We start from the raw sequence: 17,798 nt of genomic DNA on the forward strand, positions 1-17,798 counted from the left end.
TAAGATGTGGAAATGGCTTAATTCATATGCAGACCCTGAGCGATCTTATAATCTAGCAGGAAAAATGTTGCCCTGGTTTGCATGTTTTGCAATTGCAATGATAGGTGTTGGTACGACATGGGGCTTGTTATATGCTCCGATGGATTATCAACAGGGTGATAGTTTTAGAATTATATATATACATGTTCCTGCAGCATCCATGTCAATGGCAGCCTACATGGGGATGGCAACCGCTTCATTTATTGGTATCGTCTGGCAGATTAAAGCCGCCGATTGGGCTGCGGCATCTATTGCCCCAATTGGAGCAGTTATTACTTTTATCGCATTATTTACTGGCGCTGCATGGGGAAAACCTATGTGGGGTACATGGTGGGTTTGGGATGCTCGTTTAACTTCAGAACTAGTACTATTATTCCTTTACTTGGGTGTTATTGCACTTTACGCCTCATTTGAGGACAAAGTATTGGCAGGCAGAGCTGCAGGCATATTGGCCATCGTTGGGGTAATCAATATTCCAATTATCAAGTATTCAGTTGAATGGTGGAGCAGCTTACATCAACCTGCCACAATCAAGATTACCGAAAAATCTACAATGACTGGAGATATGCTCTATCCACTGCTTATCAATATTGCTGGATTTGGCATGATGATAGGAGCATTAACCATAGTAAGATATAGAGCAGAAGTATTGGCACGTAACGGAATGCGTCCTTGGGTTCGTGATTTAGCTAACGCGGAGGCGACAAAATAATGCAATTCGATACATTAGCAGAATTTTTAGATATGGGCGGCTATGCGTTCTTTGTATGGTTAGCTTACGGTGTAACATTTGGCAGTTTGGCTATTTTGATCATTCATAGTCTTAGCCAAAGGAAAAAAGTTCTTATTGAGATATCTAAAAAGATCATCAGAGAAGAACGATTAAAAGAATCGAGAGGTAATAAATCGTGAACCCAAGACGTAAAAAAAGACTCACACTGGCAGTAGCTTTAATCGCAGGTGTCGCAGGTGTCGCTTCACTTTTACTGTACGCGTTAAATACCAATTTGAACTTGTTTTATACACCATATGAAATTGTACATGGTAAGAATGACACTGGAGTTAAGCCAGAGATTGGACAGCGTATTCGCGTAGGCGGCATGGTCACTGTTGGCTCTATGATACGCGACCCAAGCAGTTTACATGTGGAATTCGCGGTACATGACTCAGTAGGTGGCGAAATCATTGTGACATTTGACGATCTTCTTCCAGATTTATTCCGCGAAGGCCAGGGAATAGTCGCTCAAGGCGTATTAGTGGAATCAGGTAAGCTGGAAGCAACTGAAGTACTTGCAAAGCATGATGAAAATTATATGCCACCAGAAGTTGCTGAAGCAATGGGACAAACCCACAAAAAATTAGATTATCCAGAAGGCGCAGAGCCAAAGGGCTATAAATACCAGTAACTTATATTGAAAAACTACAAATTCAAAGCCTATAAATTAATAGAGTTGAAATAGATATTGGTTCTTATAACTAGATAAATAATCTCTTTGAATAAAAAGACTGAATCCAAAAGATTCGGTCTTTTTTATATTCGTATAAAAAATTATTGGTCAAGTTAAATTAGCCGCGGTTTTAGTGCGATTCCAATATAAACGGTCTGACTCATTTGGCGTTACCCATCATTATATTGATGGGGTAGAGGTTCACTGCAATATTCAGTAATGTAATTTATGAACGCTTTGTCTGCTTCTGTAAGAATTCCCATAACCGCTTACGGGAACCGATTCAGATTTAAAAATGTTGAAATCGTTACGTCAGTGTAATATCCGAATAACTTCCACAACGACTCAAATTTTGCTTGTAGTGATCGAGCTGAAGAGGCATTAACTTCAAGCTTATATGTCGCAAGCATTGGTAGCTGTTATTCATCCTATTCTTTAGCACAGGTGACTCGAAAACTATATTCGAACCTTTAGACATCAATTATCAATCTGGCGAACATGACAATCCTCATCGACTTATTTACGAGTAAGTGGAACTAAGGTAACCGCAAAATAAACATAATTATTACAGCTCCAAATAGACATCAGAAAGCCAAATCATAATTGAATTTCATAAAATAAAGACAAATTGTCGATTTAGCATGTTTGAGAGTGCAACAAACGCTTATGCTGCGTTCCGATGTGCATGCTGAGGCTACTGAAAGCTTACTAAACTGTATATTTTCATTAGATTACACACTTGATAACAACTGATATTAACCCTTTGTTAATTACTGAAGACTACTGTGAACGTTAAAAATTGCAGAAAATACTAAGTAACCTCAGCTCGGGATAATAAATGCATATCAAACAGATCTTTGCCCCGCTAACTGTGTTGAGTTCATTTGCAATAGCTCGCTATTGACGCATAAATTCGCCTTGTTAACAGCGCAAAGCTTAAGTTTGAGGGTAAACAGTTGAATTTTGACTATTTCAATACCGTTTATTCATTCTTAACACGAGCTGAGGTTAAGTAGAATAAAACAAGGGATAAGAAAGCTGAAAAGTGGATATAAAAAAACCGAGCCTAGGCTCGGTTTTTAATAAGTAATTAAAAATTAATTACTCTGCAGCTTCAACTTCAACAGCTTCAGCAGCTTCAGGACGACCTACTAACTCGATGTAAGCCATTGGGGCTTTATCACCGGTACGAAGACCGCACTTAAGAATACGAGTGTAACCACCAGGACGTTCCTGGAAGCGTGGACCCAATTCAGTAAATAACTTACCTACAACTTCAGCGTCGCGGGTACGAGCGAAAGCTAAACGGCGATTTGCAACGCTGTCTACTTTAGCTAATGTTATTAGAGGTTCAACTACGCGACGCAATTCTTTCGCTTTTGCTACAGTTGTCTTGATTATCTCATGACGAACTAGTGAGCATGCCATGTTACGGAACATAGCTTGGCGATGACTGCTGTTACGATTTAGTTGACGACCACTCTTACGATGGCGCATGACTAATCCTTATAACCTTAATCTGTACTAACCTGAGACTTATAGGTCGTCTGCTAAACTAGCTGGAGGCCAGTTTTCAAGACGCATACCTAACGACAGTCCGCGAGATGCTAAAACGTCCTTAATTTCAGTAAGTGATTTCTTACCTAAGTTAGGGGTTTTCAACAACTCAACTTCAGTGCGTTGTACCAGATCACCGATGTAATGAATCGCTTCGGCTTTCAAACAGTTAGCCGAACGTACAGTTAGCTCTAAATCGTCGACAGGACGCAACAATATCGGATCGAATTCCGGTTTATCATCTTCCTCAGGCTTAGCAGCAGGCTCACGTAAATCAACAAACGCATCTAGCTGTTCGGCTAAAATAGTTGCTGAGCGACGAATTGCCTCCTCAGGATCGATAGTACCATTAGTGGTCATATCAATTACGAGCTTATCTAAGTCTGTGCGCTGTTCAACACGAGCCGCTTCTACATTGTATGCAATGCGAGCAACAGGTGAGAAAGACGCATCAACCAACAGGCGACCGATTGGACGATCATCGTCTTCGGTTTGTGCACGAGCCGAAGCAGGTACATAACCACGACCACGTTCAACACGGATACGCATGCTGATGTCATTATTACCAGTCAAATGACAGATAATATGATCAGGATTCATGATGGTAACATCGCCATCATGTGTGATATCTGCTGCTGTAACAGGGCCTGTGCCGGACTTACTTAACGTAAGCATAGCCTCGTCTTTACCCTCGATAGTTACCGCTAAACCTTTAAGATTTAACAATATCTCAAGGATATCTTCTTGTACGCCTTCCTTACTGCTGTATTCGTGCAGTACGCCATCTATCTCGACTTCTGTAACAGCACAGCCAGGCATAGATGACAATAGGATGCGACGCAACGCGTTACCTAAGGTATGGCCAAAACCACGTTCTAGCGGTTCTAGTGTAACTTTGGCGCGAGTTGAATTAACCTGCTCAATTTCAACGAGACGCGGTTTAAGAAATTCTGTAACAGAACCCTGCATTGTGTCCTCTCTTGTTTGTTAGCTTTACTTAGAGTAAAGCTCGACGATCAGCTGTTCGTTAATATCCGCAGACAAATCGCTACGTTCTGGTAGACGCTTGAAAGCACCTTCCATTTTCGCATTGTCGACTTCTACCCATGTAGGCTTTTCGCGTTGACCAGCCACTTCTAAAGCCGCTTTAATACGAGCTTGAGTGCGTGATTTTTCACGGATGCTTACAACATCATTCGCAGACACTTTGAATGACGGAATGTTAACTACACGACCGTTAACCATAATAGATTTATGGCTTACTAGCTGACGTGATTCTGCACGAGTAGAACCGAAACCCATACGATAAACTACGTTATCTAGGCGGACTTCTAAAAGTTGTAACAAGTTTTCACCTGTATTACCTTTTAAACGTGCAGCTTCTTTGTAGTAGTTACGGAATTGCTTTTCTAACACACCGTAAATACGACGAACTTTTTGTTTCTCGCGTAACTGAGTACCATACTCAGACAAACGTGGCTTACGAGCGCCATGTTGTCCAGGTGCAGTTTCCAGCTTACACTTTGATTCGATTGCTCTCACACCGCTTTTTAAGAAAAGGTCTGTACCTTCTCGGCGGCTGAGCTTGAGCTTAGGACCCAAGTATCTTGCCATGATCTTTCTCCAACTATCCTATAACGTAGTGTTATACACGACGTTTTTTAGGTGGACGACAACCATTGTGAGGGATAGGTGTCACATCAGTAATATTGGTTATTTTATAACCAACTGCGTTCAGTGCGCGAATCGCTGATTCACGTCCTGGACCTGGACCCTTCACAAAAACTTCAAGGTTTTTAACACCATAATCTTGCGCAGCAATACCTGCACGCTCTGCCGCAACCTGTGCAGCAAACGGGGTCGATTTACGTGAACCACGAAAACCAGAACCACCTGAGGTAGCCCAAGATAAAGCATTACCTTGACGATCGGTAATGGTTACGATTGTGTTGTTGAAAGACGCATGGATATGAGCCATGCCATCTGCAACCTGTTTACGTACGCGCTTACGCGGAGAACGTGACGGAACTTTAGCCATTTTGGTTTACCTTCCCGTTACTTTCTGATTGGTTTACGTGGACCTTTACGCGTACGCGCATTGGTCTTAGTACGTTGCCCACGAAGTGGCAGGCTACGACGATGGCGGAGACCACGATAACAACCAAGATCCATAAGACGCTTGATGTTCATTGAAATCTCACGACGTAAGTCACCTTCTACAGCATATTTGGCGACTTCTTCGCGTAGGATATCTATTTGAGCTTCGCTCAATTCCTTGATCTTAGCATCTTCAGCAATTGAAGTAGCAGCACAGATTGCTCTTGCGCTTGTACGTCCAATACCAAAAATAGCAGTCAATGCGATGACTGTATGCTTTTGATCAGGAATGTTAATGCCAGCGATACGGGCCACTATGCACTCCTTAAATGTTAAAGGCTATCTGCGAAAAGCCCGAAAGGATACTCGACAGACAACAAATTTGCAAACAATATTTTTGGTCAGCCCATTATTGGGCTGACCAACTTCTTACTTAGCCTTGACGCTGTTTGTGTTTAGGTTCAACACATATAACGCGAACAACACCACTACGCTTGACGATCTTGCAATTACGGCAGATCTTCTTCACGGAAGCTCGAACTTTCATTTCATCACTCCGTAAAAGCTAACTTATTTTCCAAAGCGATCTAAATTCGCTTTGTTGACTAAATTAGCTTTCTTCATCACAGACTCATACTGATGAGACATCATATGGGTCTGAACCTGAGCCATGAAGTCCATGATCACGACTACTATAATTAGTAGCGAAGTACCGCCAAAATAGAACTGTACTTTCCACGCAATTAACATGAACTCCGGAATTAAGCAGATAAAGGTAATATACAACGCACCCGCTAAGGTTAAACGTGTCATTACTTTATCAATGTAACGCGAAGTCTGTTCACCGGGACGAATCCCAGGAATGAATGCACCACTCTTTTTCAAATTATCAGCTGTTTCGCGTGGATTAAAAACCAACGCAGTATAGAAGAAACAGAAAAAGATAATTGCTGTCGCATACAATAATGAATACAGCGGTTGCCCAGGGGACACAGCTAAAGCGAAATCGCTTAGCCATGACATAGACTCATTTTGTCCAAACCACTGAGCCAGTGTGCCTGGAAACAAAATAATGCTGGATGCAAAAATTGGTGGAATTACACCTGCCATATTTACTTTAAGTGGTAAATGAGTGCTTTGCGCAGCAAAAACCTTACGGCCTTGTTGACGTTTAGCATAGTTGACAACGATTCGACGCTGTCCACGTTCCACAAACACTACAAAATAAGTTACAGCAAATACAATAACCGCGAGCAACAGTAGTACCAATACATTCAAGTCACCTTGACGCGCCTGCTCGGCTGTTGAGCCGATAGCCGATGGTAATCCTGCAACAATACCTGCGAAAATTAATATCGAGATACCATTACCAATACCACGTTCGGTAATCTGTTCGCCTAACCACATTAGGAACATAGTTCCTGTGACTAAACTTACAACAGCAACAAAGTAAAAACCAAATCCAATATTGGCCACGAGGCCAGGAACTAAATTAGGTAAACCTGTCGCGATACCGATAGATTGCAATGTACCCAGTACAAGTGTGCCATATCTAGTATATTGACTTATCTTTTTACGCCCTGACTCGCCTTCTTTTTTCAATTCAGCAAGTGCAGGATGCACAACAGTCAATAACTGCATAATAATCGATGCCGAAATATACGGCATGATACCTAATGCGAAGATAGAGGCACGCTCTAAAGCACCACCCGAGAACATGTTAAACATGCCAAGGATGGTATCTTTTTGCTGAGCAAAAAGCTCTGCTAATACAGCTGCGTCAATACCAGGAATTGGTACAAACGAACCGGCTCTAAAGACGATAATCGCACCAATCACGAACAGAAGGCGAGTTTTCAGTTCAGATAAACCACCTTTCGCGCTTTTTAAATCAAGTCCTGGTTTTGCCATCGACGTATTATTCCTCGATCTTGCCACCGGCAGCTTCAATAGCTGCACGTGCACCTTTGGTTACCTTTAGACCTTTTACAGTCACTGGGCGCTCAATGGTACCTGAAAGAACGATTTTCGCAAACTGGATATTGCGAGTAATAACGTTCGCAGCTTTCAGAGTGTTTAAATCGATGACATCACCGTTAACTTTTGCTAGTTCGAGTAAACGAACTTCAGCTGAAACCAAAGCTTTGCGAGATGTAAAGCCGAACTTAGGTAAACGGATTTTAAGAGGCATTTGACCGCCTTCAAAACCTACACGCACACCGCCGCCAGAACGAGACTTTTGTCCCTTATGACCACGACCTGCTGTTTTACCTAAACCTGAACCAATACCTCGGCCAACACGCTTAGGAGCAGATTTAGAACCTGCTGCTGGAGATAGAGTATTTAGACGCATTATCCTAATTCCTCCACCGAAACCATGTAGTAAACCTTGTTAATCATACCGCGAACTGAAGGAGTATCTTCAAGTTCAACTGTATGACCAATACGGCGCAGACCTAAACCTGTTAGGGTAGCTCGGTGTTTTGGTAAACGACCGATGCTGCTTTTGGTCTGTGTTACTTTAACTGTTTTAGTAGCCATGGTGCATTATCCCCGAATTTCGTCAACATTCAGGCCACGTTTAGCAGCGATTTGAGCAGGTGACTTCATGTGCACCAACGCATCGACTGTAGCGCGAACGATGTTGATCGGGTTAGTAGAACCGTATGCTTTTGACAGAACGTTATGAACGCCTGCTACTTCCAATACGGCACGCATTGCGCCACCGGCAATAATACCAGTACCTTGTGATGCTGGTTGCATGTACACAAGTGAACCTGTATGACGACCTTTAACTGGGTGATGCAGAGTACCTGCATTCAACTCAACGGTCACAATGTTACGACGCGCTTTTTCCATAGCTTTTTGAATCGCTGCTGGAACTTCACGTGCTTTACCATAGCCATAGCCAATCTTACCGTTACCGTCACCCACTACTGTTAGTGCTGTGAAGCTAAAGATACGACCGCCCTTAACTACTTTAGAAACACGATTAACTGCAATCAATTTTTCTTGCAAATCGTCTTTTTGCTGAGCTTCTAATTTAGCCATTTATAACCCCTTAGAACTTCAGGCCAGCTTCACGAGCAGCGTCTGCTAATGCAGCCACACGTCCGTGATACTTGAAACCAGAACGGTCGAACGCAACAGTAGCCACGCCCTTCTCGATCGCACGCTCAGCAACTAGTTTACCAATTGCTTTGGCCGCATCTACGTTTCCGGTACTCTTTAGTTGCTCTTTAACTGTTTTTTCAACAGTTGAAGCGGCAGCTAACACCTGAGCTTCAGGACTAATAACCTGAGCATAAATGTGACGCGGTGTACGATGTACAACCAGACGATTCACGCCTAGCTCTTGGATCTTCTTACGTGCACGAGTAGCGCGACGTAAGCGAGATGTTTTCTTATCCATATCGCGTTACCTACTTCTTCTTAGCCTCTTTACGGCGTACAACTTCGTCGTCATAGCGAACACCTTTACCTTTATAAGGCTCTGGTGGACGGTAACCACGAATGTTTGCAGCAACTTGACCAACCAACTGTTTATCAACGCCTGTTAAGACGATTTCAGTTTGGCTAGGACATTCTACTGTCACGCCTGCGGGTAGCTTGTGTACTAATGGATGTGAGAAACCTAATGTTAAGTCTAAGTCACTACCAGCGATTTTCGCACGGTAACCTACACCAACAAGTTTAAGTTTTTTCACAAAACCTTGAGATACACCAACAACCATATTGTTTACTAGTGCACGTGCAGTACCTGCCTGCGCCCAAGCTTTTTCAAAGCCTTCGACAGGTAGAAACTTAACTTGTGCATCTTCGATAACAACATTTACCGCATTGTTGATTACTCGAGTCAGACTTCCTTTACTGCCTTTGACAGTTAAAGTCTGTTCGTTTAAAGTCACCTCTACGTCAGCAGGGATAGTGACTGGTGCTTTTGCAACACGAGACATTACTAACTCCTTACGCTACGTAGCAGATAACCTCGCCACCCGAGCCAAATTGGCGGGCGGCACGATCAGTCATCAAGCCTTTAGAAGTGGACACAATTGCGATACCCAGACCGCCCATAACCTTTGGAAGTTCGTCTTTACCTTTGTAAATACGAAGACCAGGACGGCTTACGCGCTGGATAGTCTCAACGACTGGTTTGCCTTGAAAGTACTTTAATGTAATTTCTAATTCAGGCTTAGCTTCATCTGCTACGGCGTAGTCAGTAATGAAACCTTCATCTTTAAGTAATTTCGCAATTGCTACTTTTAACTTAGCTGAAGGCATCTTTACAGATACGTGGTTAGCAGCTTGGCCGTTACGAATACGGGTTAACATATCCGCAATAGGATCTTGCATGCTCATATTAGCTTACTCCGTACAAGTGCTTACCAGCTGGCCTTACGTAGGCCAGGAACTTCACCACGCATGGTTGCTTCACGTAATTTAATACGGCTTAAGCCGAATTTACGTAAAAAGCCATGTGGGCGACCAGTTTGATTACAGCGATTGCGTTGACGCGATGCGCTTGAATCACGTGGTAGTGCTTGCAACTTAAGTACCGCATCCCAACGATCTTCTTCCGAAGTCTCTGGGCTGCTGATAGTAGCTTTAAGTGCTAGACGCTTTTCAGCATACTTAGCTACGAGCTGTGCACGTTTTGCTTCACGTGCTTTCATAGAAGTTTTAGCCATTATGCTACCCTTATTTCTTAAATGGGAAGTTAAAAGCGGTCAACAAAGCACGACCTTCTTCATCATTTTTCGCAGTAGTAGTGATAACAATATCCATACCACGAATCTTATCGATTTTATCGTAATCGATCTCAGGGAAGATGATCTGTTCTTTCACACCCATTGCATAATTACCACGGCCGTCAAACGCTTTAGCGCTTAAGCCACGGAAATCACGAATACGTGGGATTGCAATGTCAACTAGACGCTCTAAAAATTCCCACATGCGCTCACCGCGCAGGGTAACTTTACAGCCTATAGGGTAGCCTTCACGGATTTTAAAGCCAGCAACTGATTTACGAGCAACAGTTACAATTGGCTTTTGGCCAGCGATTGCAGTCATATCACGAAGCGCATGCTCCATAACTTTCTTATCTGCAACAGCTTCACCAACACCCATATTAAGGGTGATTTTATCAATCCGAGGGACTTGCATGACACTGCTATAACCGAACTTTTTAGCTAGTTCAGCGATCACAGTCTCTTGATATTTATCATGCAGTTTCGCCATCGTTTACTCCAAATTACTTAACGAGTTCGCTGTTCGATTTATAAAAACGGACTTTTTTGTCGTTTTCAAATCGGAAACCAACACGATCTGCCTTGCCTGTGGCTTGGTTAAAGATCGCTACGTTTGATGTTTGCATCGGTGCTTCTTTCTCGATAACGCCGCCAGCTACGCCCAATTGTGGGTTTGGCTTTTGGTGTTTCTTAACGAGATTGATGCCTTCAACAATTAATTTACCAGTAGGTAGAACTTGAGAAACCTTACCGCGTTTACCCTTGTCTTTACCTGCTAATACAATCACTTCGTCTTCACGACGGATTTTTGCTGCCATTTTGAAAGCTCCTTACAGTACTTCAGGTGCCAGAGAGACAATCTTCATAAATTGCTCAGTACGCAATTCACGTGTCACTGGTCCAAAGATACGAGTACCAATCGGTGCAAGGTTTGCATTAAGCAATACCGCTGCATTCCGATCGAAGCGAATGACAGAACCGTCTGGACGACGTACGCCTTTCTTAGTACGGACTACCACCGCGTTATATACATCACCTTTCTTCGCTTTAGCGCGAGGAATCGCTTCTTTAACAGAAACTTTGATAATGTCGCCGATACCGGCATAACGACGATGAGAGCCACCCAAGACCTTAATACACTGAACTCTACGTGCGCCACTATTACATGCGACGTCTAGAGTCGATTGCATTTGGATCATTTTAAGTGCTCCGCTATCGTTACTACACAAATCCCAATATTGGGACAATATTTAGCCAAAAATGAGGATAGTTTTACTCAATTTTGGCGCGCAAGTATAACACCACAATATCGGATTGCATAGTAAAAAAACAAACGGCTCCAAAATAAGGAGCCGTTTAGATTAACCTAACATAAAATTAGGCTTTGGTTACTACTTCAGCTAGGGTCCAAGACTTAGTCTTAGATAGAGGACGACACTGACTAATAGTCACTATGTCACCTTCATTACACTGATTAGTTTCGTCATGTGCATGGATCTTAGTAGTACGCTTGATGTACTTCCCATAAATAGGATGTTTCACTTGGCGCTCAATAGCAACAGTAATAGATTTTTCCATTTTGTTGCTAATTACTTTACCTTGCAAAGTACGGATTTTATCAGACATTACGCACCTGCCTTAGAAGTAATAATGGTCTTAACACGTGCAATGTTACGACGCACTAGTTTCAATTGATTCGTTTGAGTCAATTGACCAGTAGCGTGTTGCATACGCAGGTTAAACTGCTCACGCAGCAGACCAAGTAATTCAGCGTTAAGTTCTTCAACGCTCTTTTCTCTTAGTTCGCTCGCTTTCATTACATCACCGTCTTAGTTACGAAGGTAGTCTTTAGAGGTAGTTTAGCTGATGCTAAAGCGAAGGCTTCACGAGCCAACGATTCAGGTACACCACCCATCTCATAAAGAACCTTACCAGGTTGAATCTGACATACCCAGTATTCAACGTTACCTTTACCTTTACCCATACGCACTTCAAGAGGCTTAGAGGTAATTGGTTTGTCAGGGAAAACTCGAATCCAAATTTGTCCTTGACGTTTAACATGACGTGTCATGGCACGACGTGCAGATTCGATTTGACGAGCAGTTAAACGGCCACGGCCGACTGCTTTCAAACCGAAAGTACCAAAGCTAACTTCAGTACCGTTCGCTAGACCGCGGTTGCGGCCTTTGAACATCTTGCGAAACTTCATACGTTTAGGTTGCAGCATTAAAGTTTCTCCTATTTACCACGAGGCTTACGCTTAGGTTGCTGCTTTGGCTCTTCAATAGCAGGCATCATACCGTCTAGAACTTCGCCTTTGAAGATCCAAACTTTAATACCAATCACACCATATTGCGTGTGACTTTCAGCTGTTGAATAGTCGATATCAGCACGTAAAGTATGTAAAGGTACACGACCTTCACGATACCATTCTGCACGTGCGATTTCAGCACCACCTAAACGGCCGCTAACTTGAACCTTGATGCCTTGAGCACCAATACGCATTGCGTTTTGAACCGCGCGCTTCATAGCACGACGGAACATAACACGGCGCTCTAATTGCTGTGCAATACTGTCAGCAACAAGCTTAGCGTCTAATTCAGGCTTACGGATTTCAGCGATGTTGATTTGAGCAGTAGTGCCTGTGATTTTAGACACATATGCACGTAGTACTTCAACGTCTTCACCTTTCTTACCAATCACAACACCTGGACGGGCAGTGTGAATAGTAACGCGGATGCTTTTCGCTGGGCGTTCAATGACAATCTTAGATACTGATGCGGCCTTTAACTTTTCAGTTAAATATTGACGCACTTCCCAGTCGCTGTTCAGATTATTTGCATAGTCTGATCCATCTGCGTACCAGGTAGAGATCCAAGGCTTAGTGATACCCAAACGGATACCATTAGGATGTACTTTCTGTCCCATTGCTCTCTTCTCCTAGCGATCTGATACAACCACAGTAATGTGGCTGGTACGCTTCATGATACGATCAGCGCGACCTTTGGCACGTGGCATGATACGCTTCATAGTTGGGCCTTCATCTACGAAGACGGCTCCAACTTTAAGCTCATCAATATCCGCACCTTCGTTGTGTTCGGCGTTTGCTATAGCTGAGTCAAGTACTTTTTTAACTAGTACGGCGGCTTTCTTGGGGCTGAATGTCAAAATCTCGAGTGCCTTAGAAACAGGCAATCCGCGAATTTGATCAGCAACTAGACGGGCCTTCTGCGCAGACGTACGAGCAAAACGATGTTTAGCTAAAACTTCCATCTTATTCCTCCCGTATTAACGCTTCTTCGCTTTCTTATCTGCAGCATGGCCGCGATAAGTGCGAGTTGGTGAAAATTCACCAAGCTTGTGGCCGATCATTTCGTCAGTTACGAACACAGGTACGTGCTGACGACCATTATGGACAGCGATGGTCAACCCAATCATATTAGGGATGATCATTGAGCGGCGAGACCAAGTTTTAATTGGCTTTTTATCTCCCGCTTCCATCGCTTTCTCTACCTTCTTCAGCAAGTGCAGGTCAATGAAGGGACCTTTCTTGAGAGAACGTGGCATGGCGAATCCTCTTACTATTTATTACGACGACGTACGATGTACTTGTCAGTGCGCTTATTACTACGAGTTTTGTAACCCTTAGTTGGCACACCCCATGGACTCACTGGATGACGTCCACCAGAAGTACGGCCTTCACCACCACCATGTGGATGGTCTACTGGGTTCATTGCAACACCACGCACTGTTGGGCGTACGCCTCTCCAGCGCTTAGCACCTGCTTTACCTAATTGGCGTAGCATGTGTTCGGCATTTCCAACTTCACCAAATGTCGCGCGGCAATCAACTGGAACTTTACGCATTTCGCCAGAGCGAAGACGTAGAGTTGCATATGCGCCATCACGAGCAACAACTTGTACATAGGCACCAGCTGAACGAGCGATTTGAGCACCTTTACCAGGCTTCATTTCTACTGCGTGAACAACTGAACCAACAGGAATGTTGCGTAACGGTTTAGCGTTACCAGTTTTGATTTCAGCATCATTACCAGATTGGATTGGATCGCCAGATTTCATGCCTTTAGCAGCAAGAATATAACGACGCTCACCATCTGCGTATAATACTAAAGCAATGTGCGCAGTACGGTTTGGATCGTACTCAATACGCTCAACTTTTCCTGGAATTCCATCTTTATCGCGTTTGAAGTCGATTAGACGGTAATGTTGCTTGTGACCACCACCGATGTGACGGACAGTGATACGGCCAGTATTGTTACGGCCACCACTTTTAGTTTTTCTCGCCAACAGGCCAGCAAAAGGTTTACCCTTATGCAGGTCCGTATTCACCACTTTAACTACGTGGCGACGACCTGGAGAGGTTGGCTTACACTTAATAACTGCCATGATAATTCTCCTTTGCTTACTCAGCGCCGCCGACGAAATCGATGTCAGCACCAGCAGCTAAAGTAACATAAGCTTTTTTCCAATCGCTGCGACGGCCAGTACGGGCGCCAGTACGTTTGGTTTTACCTTTGTTAACTAAAGTGCGAACTGTATCTACTTCAACTTCAAATAGCTTCGCTACTGCAGCTTTGATCTCTGCTTTAGTCGCATCGATTGCTACGCGGAAAACTACAGTGTTGTTTTTCTCTGCAACAACAGTACTCTTTTCAGAGATGTGCGGAGCAAGAATAACTTTTAGCAAACGTTCTTCGGTGATCATGCTAGCATCTCCTCAATTTGCTTCACTGCATCAGCAGTAACAAGAACAGTGTTAAACGCAATTAGACTTACTGGGTCTAGACCCGCTACGTCACGTACGTCAACTTTGTATAAGTTGCGAGCTGCTAAGAATAAATTCTCATCAACTTCTGCAGTAACAATTAGAACATCTTGTAAGTTCATTGCTGCTAATTTAGCTTTCAACTCTTTAGTTTTAGGAGCTTCAACACTAAATGATTCAACAACAACTAAACGTTCTTGACGTACCAATTCCGAAAATATGCTACGAAGAGCACCACGGTACATCTTTTTGTTAACTTTTTGGCTGTGATCTTGAGTTTTAGCAGCGAATGTTACGCCACCGCCACGCCAGATTGGGCCTTTAACACTACCGGCACGAGCACGGCCAGTGCCTTTTTGGCGCCAAGGCTTTTTGCCTGAGCCAATAACTTCCGCGCGCGTCTTTTGGGCACGAGTGCCTTGACGTGCGTTTGCAGCGTAAGCTACAACTACCTGATGAACCAATGCCTCGTTAAAGTCACGGCCGAAGGTAGTTTCGGAAACTTCAAGAGCGCTCTGCGCGTCTTTCAATACCAATTCCATTACTATCTCCTCAGACCTTAAGCTTTAACTGCTGGCTTGATAATCAAGTCACCATTGGTAGCGCCTGGAACAGCGCCGCGTACTAATATCAAGTTACGCTCTGCATCAACACGTACAACGTGTAAATTTTGAGTAGTTACTTGTTCAGCACCCATATGGCCTGACATCTTCTTGCCTTTGAATACACGACCGGGCGTTTGGTTCTGACCGATAGAACCATTCGAGCGGTGAGCCAAAGAGTTACCGTGAGTCATATCTTGGGTACGGAAGTTCCAACGCTTAACGCCGCCTTGGAAACCTTTACCTTTTGATTGACCGGTAACGTCTACTTTCGCCACTTCTGCGAAAATATCAACATTAAGCTCAGCACCAACTTCAATGCCTTCGCCTTCACCATCTGCTAGACGCACTTCCCATAAACCACGACCGGCAACTACGCCGCCCTTGGCAAAATGACCTGCTTCTGCTTTAGTGATGCGATTGGCTTTTTTGGTACCTGTAGTTAACTGTAGTGCACGGTAGCCGTCAGTTTCTAAAGTTTTCACTTGAGTAACACGGTTGCCAGCTACTTCAATAACTGTTACTGGGATTGACGTACCATCTTCAGTGAAGATGCGAGTCATACCCACTTTACGACCAATAAGACCGATAGCCATCTCTCAAACCTCTTCTAAGGATCTCAATTAACCTAAGCTAATCTGAACGTCGACACCAGCCGCAAGATCTAAACGCATAAGCGCGTCTACTGTCTTTTCTGTTGGCTCTACGATGTCAACTAAGCGCTTGTGTGTACGAATTTCATACTGATCACGAGCATCTTTGTTAACGTGCGGAGAGATCAAAACGGTATAACGCTCTTTGCGTGTAGGTAGTGGAATAGGACCACGGACCTGCGCGCCTGTACGCTTAGCAGTTTCAACGATTTCCGCTGTAGACTGATCAATTAAACGATGATCAAAGCCTTTCAAGCGGATACGGATTCTTTGGTTCTGCATTGACCAGAGCTCCTAAAATGGACACATAAAAAATCACCCTCTTGCTACTTCCTGATCGGAAATGCAGAGCGAGATGATTTAACCGTTCGACTCCCAATCGGAGTCGCTATGAATATGAAAAGCCTAATCGACTTTTTCTTTCGCTCACTGCACTAGTGCAGCGAGTGGGCAATTATACAGATCTGGTTTATAAGATCAAGGCCCTTTGTGCGTTATATTAAAATAAGTCTACACAATTCGTTGCGCAGCATTTTACACAATTATTGTCAAAATACTAGTAAATTTTTTACAATAAAAAAGGAAGCCTAAGCTTCCTTTTTCAGTGTTAACTAAATTCGCAATTAAGCAATAATTTTAGCTACAACACCAGCACCAACTGTACGGCCACCTTCACGGATAGCAAAACGTAAACCGTCGTCCATCGCGATTGGGTAAATCAAAGTAACAACCATCTTGATGTTGTCACCAGGCATTACCATTTCTACGCCTTCTGGCAATTCGATAGTACCAGTTACGTCCGTTGTACGGAAATAGAACTGTGGACGGTATCCTTTGAAGAATGGAGTGTGACGTCCGCCTTCTTCTTTTGATAACACGTATACTTCTGATTCGAAAGTAGTGTGTGGGTTGATTGAACCAGGCTTAGCTAGTACTTGGCCACGTTCTACGTCATCACGCTTAGTACCACGTAATAACACACCACAGTTCTCGCCAGCACGACCTTCGTCAAGTAGCTTACGGAACATTTCTACGCCAGTACAAGTTGTTTTAGTTGTGTCTTTAACACCTACAATTTCAACTTCGTCTGATACGCGTACAATACCACGCTCAACACGACCAGTTACCACTGTACCACGACCTGAAATCGAGAATACGTCTTCGATTGGTAGTAGGAATGGCTTATCGATGTCACGCTCTGGCTCTGGAATATAAGTATCTAGTGCTTCTGCAAGCTCAAGAATCTTACCTTCCCATGCTGCATCGCCTTCTAACGCTTTTAATGCAGAACCTTGGATAACTGGTAAGTCATCACCTGGGAAGTCGTATTCTGAAAGAAGCTCGCGCACTTCCATTTCTACTAATTCTAATAGCTCTTCGTCATCAACCATGTCACATTTGTTCATGAATACGATGATGAAAGGTACACCTACTTGACGAGAAAGTAGGATGTGCTCACGTGTTTGTGGCATTGGGCCGTCTGTAGCTGCAACTACTAAGATTGCGCCATCCATCTGTGCAGCACCAGTGATCATGTTTTTAACATAATCCGCGTGACCTGGACAGTCGACGTGTGCATAGTGACGAATTGGTGTGTCATATTCGATGTGAGAAGTATTAATAGTAATACCGCGCTCACGCTCTTCTGGAGCGTTATCGATTTGAGCGAAGTTACGCACTTCACCACCATAAGTCTTAGCTAACACAGCAGAAATAGCTGCAGTTAAAGTTGTTTTACCATGGTCAACGTGACCGATGGTGCCTACGTTTACGTGAGGCTTTTTACGTTCAAATTTAGCTTTTGCCACGATATATTCCTTTCTTTTCAGAAGTGCTCGTTTAATTCGAGCAATATAACATTTATGCCGT

At 43.5% G+C, this 17,798-nt stretch carries 32 protein-coding genes and 1 pseudogene; 3 read left to right on the plus strand and 30 right to left on the minus strand.

Annotated features, from left to right (window positions below; all coding sequences use genetic code 11):
• Positions 1-4 precede the first annotated feature (4 nt).
• From ACRWQL_RS09455 to ccmE, 3 genes are read left to right on the plus strand one after another with little or no spacing between them, the layout of a single operon-like run.
• Positions 5-751, plus strand: coding sequence for a heme ABC transporter permease (locus tag ACRWQL_RS09455; protein WP_434953247.1), 747 nt, complete (start codon positions 5-7; stop codon positions 749-751).
• Complete coding sequence (gene ccmD / locus ACRWQL_RS09460) at positions 751-951, plus strand: heme exporter protein CcmD (protein WP_226411968.1); 201 nt, start codon at positions 751-753, stop codon at positions 949-951. Before ACRWQL_RS09455 ends, ccmD begins: the two co-directional genes overlap by 1 nt.
• A complete protein-coding gene (ccmE, locus tag ACRWQL_RS09465) occupies positions 948-1,445 on the plus strand; it encodes a cytochrome c maturation protein CcmE (protein ID WP_226411970.1) in 498 nt (165 codons plus the stop codon). Before ccmD ends, ccmE begins: the two co-directional genes overlap by 4 nt.
• Before the next feature lie 150 nt (positions 1,446-1,595).
• Here the strand turns inward: ccmE and ACRWQL_RS09470 are convergent.
• The 30 genes and pseudogenes from ACRWQL_RS09470 to tuf form a co-directional block, all read right to left on the minus strand.
• Positions 1,596-1,790: pseudogene (locus tag ACRWQL_RS09470) on the minus strand (IS3 family transposase); the annotation flags it as partial.
• A 798-nt stretch (positions 1,791-2,588) separates the two neighbouring features.
• Positions 2,589-2,984 carry a 50S ribosomal protein L17 gene (gene rplQ, locus ACRWQL_RS09475; RefSeq protein ID WP_226411972.1) on the minus strand — a complete coding sequence of 132 codons (396 nt, stop codon included), beginning with the start codon at positions 2,982-2,984 and terminating at the stop codon, positions 2,589-2,591.
• A gap of 39 nt (positions 2,985-3,023) precedes the next feature.
• Positions 3,024-4,013: a DNA-directed RNA polymerase subunit alpha gene (locus ACRWQL_RS09480; protein WP_188843792.1), complete on the minus strand. Its 990-nt coding sequence runs from the start codon at positions 4,011-4,013 to the stop codon at positions 3,024-3,026.
• A gap of 24 nt (positions 4,014-4,037) precedes the next feature.
• Positions 4,038-4,658 (minus strand): 30S ribosomal protein S4, encoded by a 621-nt coding sequence (gene rpsD / locus ACRWQL_RS09485; protein WP_226411974.1) that lies wholly within the window; start codon positions 4,656-4,658, stop codon positions 4,038-4,040.
• 31 nt (positions 4,659-4,689) lie between these two features.
• Positions 4,690-5,082, minus strand: coding sequence for a 30S ribosomal protein S11 (gene rpsK / locus ACRWQL_RS09490; protein ID WP_011635661.1), 393 nt, complete (start codon positions 5,080-5,082; stop codon positions 4,690-4,692).
• 17 nt (positions 5,083-5,099) lie between these two features.
• Positions 5,100-5,456, minus strand: coding sequence for a 30S ribosomal protein S13 (gene rpsM / locus ACRWQL_RS09495; protein WP_226411976.1), 357 nt, complete (start codon positions 5,454-5,456; stop codon positions 5,100-5,102).
• Positions 5,457-5,574: 118 nt separating this feature from the next.
• The gene (gene rpmJ, locus ACRWQL_RS09500) at positions 5,575-5,688 is read right to left on the minus strand and encodes a 50S ribosomal protein L36 (RefSeq protein WP_006083579.1); all 114 of its coding nucleotides are present in this window, start codon (positions 5,686-5,688) and stop codon (positions 5,575-5,577) included.
• A 23-nt stretch (positions 5,689-5,711) separates the two neighbouring features.
• On the minus strand, positions 5,712-7,052 hold the full coding sequence (gene secY, locus ACRWQL_RS09505) for a preprotein translocase subunit SecY (RefSeq protein WP_226411977.1): 1,341 nt from the start codon (positions 7,050-7,052) through the stop codon (positions 5,712-5,714).
• 7 nt (positions 7,053-7,059) lie between these two features.
• Positions 7,060-7,494 carry a 50S ribosomal protein L15 gene (rplO, locus tag ACRWQL_RS09510; protein ID WP_226411978.1) on the minus strand — a complete coding sequence of 145 codons (435 nt, stop codon included), beginning with the start codon at positions 7,492-7,494 and terminating at the stop codon, positions 7,060-7,062.
• Positions 7,494-7,682 (minus strand): 50S ribosomal protein L30, encoded by a 189-nt coding sequence (rpmD, locus tag ACRWQL_RS09515; protein ID WP_226411979.1) that lies wholly within the window; start codon positions 7,680-7,682, stop codon positions 7,494-7,496. The genes rplO and rpmD overlap by 1 nt, the downstream gene beginning before the upstream one ends.
• Positions 7,683-7,688: 6 nt before the next feature.
• Entirely contained in the window at positions 7,689-8,192 is a 504-nt protein-coding gene (rpsE, locus tag ACRWQL_RS09520; RefSeq protein ID WP_076502247.1) for a 30S ribosomal protein S5, read from the minus strand.
• A gap of 10 nt (positions 8,193-8,202) precedes the next feature.
• Positions 8,203-8,553 carry a 50S ribosomal protein L18 gene (rplR, locus tag ACRWQL_RS09525; RefSeq protein ID WP_188843805.1) on the minus strand — a complete coding sequence of 117 codons (351 nt, stop codon included), beginning with the start codon at positions 8,551-8,553 and terminating at the stop codon, positions 8,203-8,205.
• A 10-nt stretch (positions 8,554-8,563) separates the two neighbouring features.
• Positions 8,564-9,097 (minus strand): 50S ribosomal protein L6, encoded by a 534-nt coding sequence (gene rplF, locus ACRWQL_RS09530; RefSeq protein WP_226411980.1) that lies wholly within the window; start codon positions 9,095-9,097, stop codon positions 8,564-8,566.
• A gap of 10 nt (positions 9,098-9,107) precedes the next feature.
• The gene (gene rpsH / locus ACRWQL_RS09535) at positions 9,108-9,500 is read right to left on the minus strand and encodes a 30S ribosomal protein S8 (RefSeq protein WP_188959299.1); all 393 of its coding nucleotides are present in this window, start codon (positions 9,498-9,500) and stop codon (positions 9,108-9,110) included.
• Positions 9,501-9,523: 23 nt separating this feature from the next.
• Positions 9,524-9,829: a 30S ribosomal protein S14 gene (gene rpsN / locus ACRWQL_RS09540; RefSeq protein WP_226411981.1), complete on the minus strand. Its 306-nt coding sequence runs from the start codon at positions 9,827-9,829 to the stop codon at positions 9,524-9,526.
• A 10-nt stretch (positions 9,830-9,839) separates the two neighbouring features.
• Complete coding sequence (rplE, locus tag ACRWQL_RS09545; protein WP_226411982.1) at positions 9,840-10,379, minus strand: 50S ribosomal protein L5; 540 nt, start codon at positions 10,377-10,379, stop codon at positions 9,840-9,842.
• Positions 10,380-10,392: 13 nt separating this feature from the next.
• The gene (gene rplX, locus ACRWQL_RS09550) at positions 10,393-10,707 is read right to left on the minus strand and encodes a 50S ribosomal protein L24 (RefSeq protein ID WP_226411983.1); all 315 of its coding nucleotides are present in this window, start codon (positions 10,705-10,707) and stop codon (positions 10,393-10,395) included.
• 12 nt (positions 10,708-10,719) lie between these two features.
• Positions 10,720-11,088, minus strand: a complete 369-nt coding sequence (gene rplN, locus ACRWQL_RS09555; protein WP_011494644.1) for a 50S ribosomal protein L14 — start codon at positions 11,086-11,088, stop codon at positions 10,720-10,722.
• Between the two features lie 178 nt (positions 11,089-11,266).
• Positions 11,267-11,515 carry a 30S ribosomal protein S17 gene (gene rpsQ, locus ACRWQL_RS09560; protein WP_188922997.1) on the minus strand — a complete coding sequence of 83 codons (249 nt, stop codon included), beginning with the start codon at positions 11,513-11,515 and terminating at the stop codon, positions 11,267-11,269.
• On the minus strand, positions 11,515-11,706 hold the full coding sequence (gene rpmC / locus ACRWQL_RS09565) for a 50S ribosomal protein L29 (RefSeq protein WP_006083592.1): 192 nt from the start codon (positions 11,704-11,706) through the stop codon (positions 11,515-11,517). The genes rpsQ and rpmC overlap by 1 nt, the downstream gene beginning before the upstream one ends.
• On the minus strand, positions 11,706-12,116 hold the full coding sequence (gene rplP, locus ACRWQL_RS09570; protein ID WP_124017689.1) for a 50S ribosomal protein L16: 411 nt from the start codon (positions 12,114-12,116) through the stop codon (positions 11,706-11,708). The genes rpmC and rplP overlap by 1 nt, the downstream gene beginning before the upstream one ends.
• 11 nt (positions 12,117-12,127) lie before the next feature.
• Positions 12,128-12,817, minus strand: a complete 690-nt coding sequence (gene rpsC, locus ACRWQL_RS09575) for a 30S ribosomal protein S3 (RefSeq protein ID WP_226411984.1) — start codon at positions 12,815-12,817, stop codon at positions 12,128-12,130.
• A 12-nt stretch (positions 12,818-12,829) separates the two neighbouring features.
• Positions 12,830-13,162 carry a 50S ribosomal protein L22 gene (gene rplV, locus ACRWQL_RS09580; protein ID WP_160056441.1) on the minus strand — a complete coding sequence of 111 codons (333 nt, stop codon included), beginning with the start codon at positions 13,160-13,162 and terminating at the stop codon, positions 12,830-12,832.
• Positions 13,163-13,177: 15 nt separating this feature from the next.
• Positions 13,178-13,456, minus strand: coding sequence for a 30S ribosomal protein S19 (gene rpsS / locus ACRWQL_RS09585; protein ID WP_006083596.1), 279 nt, complete (start codon positions 13,454-13,456; stop codon positions 13,178-13,180).
• Between the two features lie 14 nt (positions 13,457-13,470).
• Positions 13,471-14,295: a 50S ribosomal protein L2 gene (gene rplB / locus ACRWQL_RS09590; protein WP_226411985.1), complete on the minus strand. Its 825-nt coding sequence runs from the start codon at positions 14,293-14,295 to the stop codon at positions 13,471-13,473.
• A 16-nt stretch (positions 14,296-14,311) separates the two neighbouring features.
• A complete protein-coding gene (rplW, locus tag ACRWQL_RS09595; RefSeq protein WP_226411987.1) occupies positions 14,312-14,614 on the minus strand; it encodes a 50S ribosomal protein L23 in 303 nt (100 codons plus the stop codon).
• The gene (gene rplD, locus ACRWQL_RS09600; protein ID WP_226411989.1) at positions 14,611-15,216 is read right to left on the minus strand and encodes a 50S ribosomal protein L4; all 606 of its coding nucleotides are present in this window, start codon (positions 15,214-15,216) and stop codon (positions 14,611-14,613) included. Before rplD ends, rplW begins: the two co-directional genes overlap by 4 nt.
• A gap of 17 nt (positions 15,217-15,233) precedes the next feature.
• Positions 15,234-15,872, minus strand: coding sequence for a 50S ribosomal protein L3 (rplC, locus tag ACRWQL_RS09605; RefSeq protein WP_226411991.1), 639 nt, complete (start codon positions 15,870-15,872; stop codon positions 15,234-15,236).
• 27 nt (positions 15,873-15,899) lie between these two features.
• The gene (rpsJ, locus tag ACRWQL_RS09610; RefSeq protein ID WP_011635639.1) at positions 15,900-16,211 is read right to left on the minus strand and encodes a 30S ribosomal protein S10; all 312 of its coding nucleotides are present in this window, start codon (positions 16,209-16,211) and stop codon (positions 15,900-15,902) included.
• A gap of 341 nt (positions 16,212-16,552) precedes the next feature.
• The gene (tuf, locus tag ACRWQL_RS09615; RefSeq protein ID WP_434927790.1) at positions 16,553-17,737 is read right to left on the minus strand and encodes an elongation factor Tu; all 1,185 of its coding nucleotides are present in this window, start codon (positions 17,735-17,737) and stop codon (positions 16,553-16,555) included.
• Between the last annotated feature and the right edge of the window lie 61 nt (positions 17,738-17,798).

Origin of the sequence: Shewanella sp. HL-SH4 (assembly GCF_051164845.1) — a bacterium.
Lineage (GTDB): Bacteria > Pseudomonadota > Gammaproteobacteria > Enterobacterales > Shewanellaceae > Shewanella > Shewanella glacialimarina.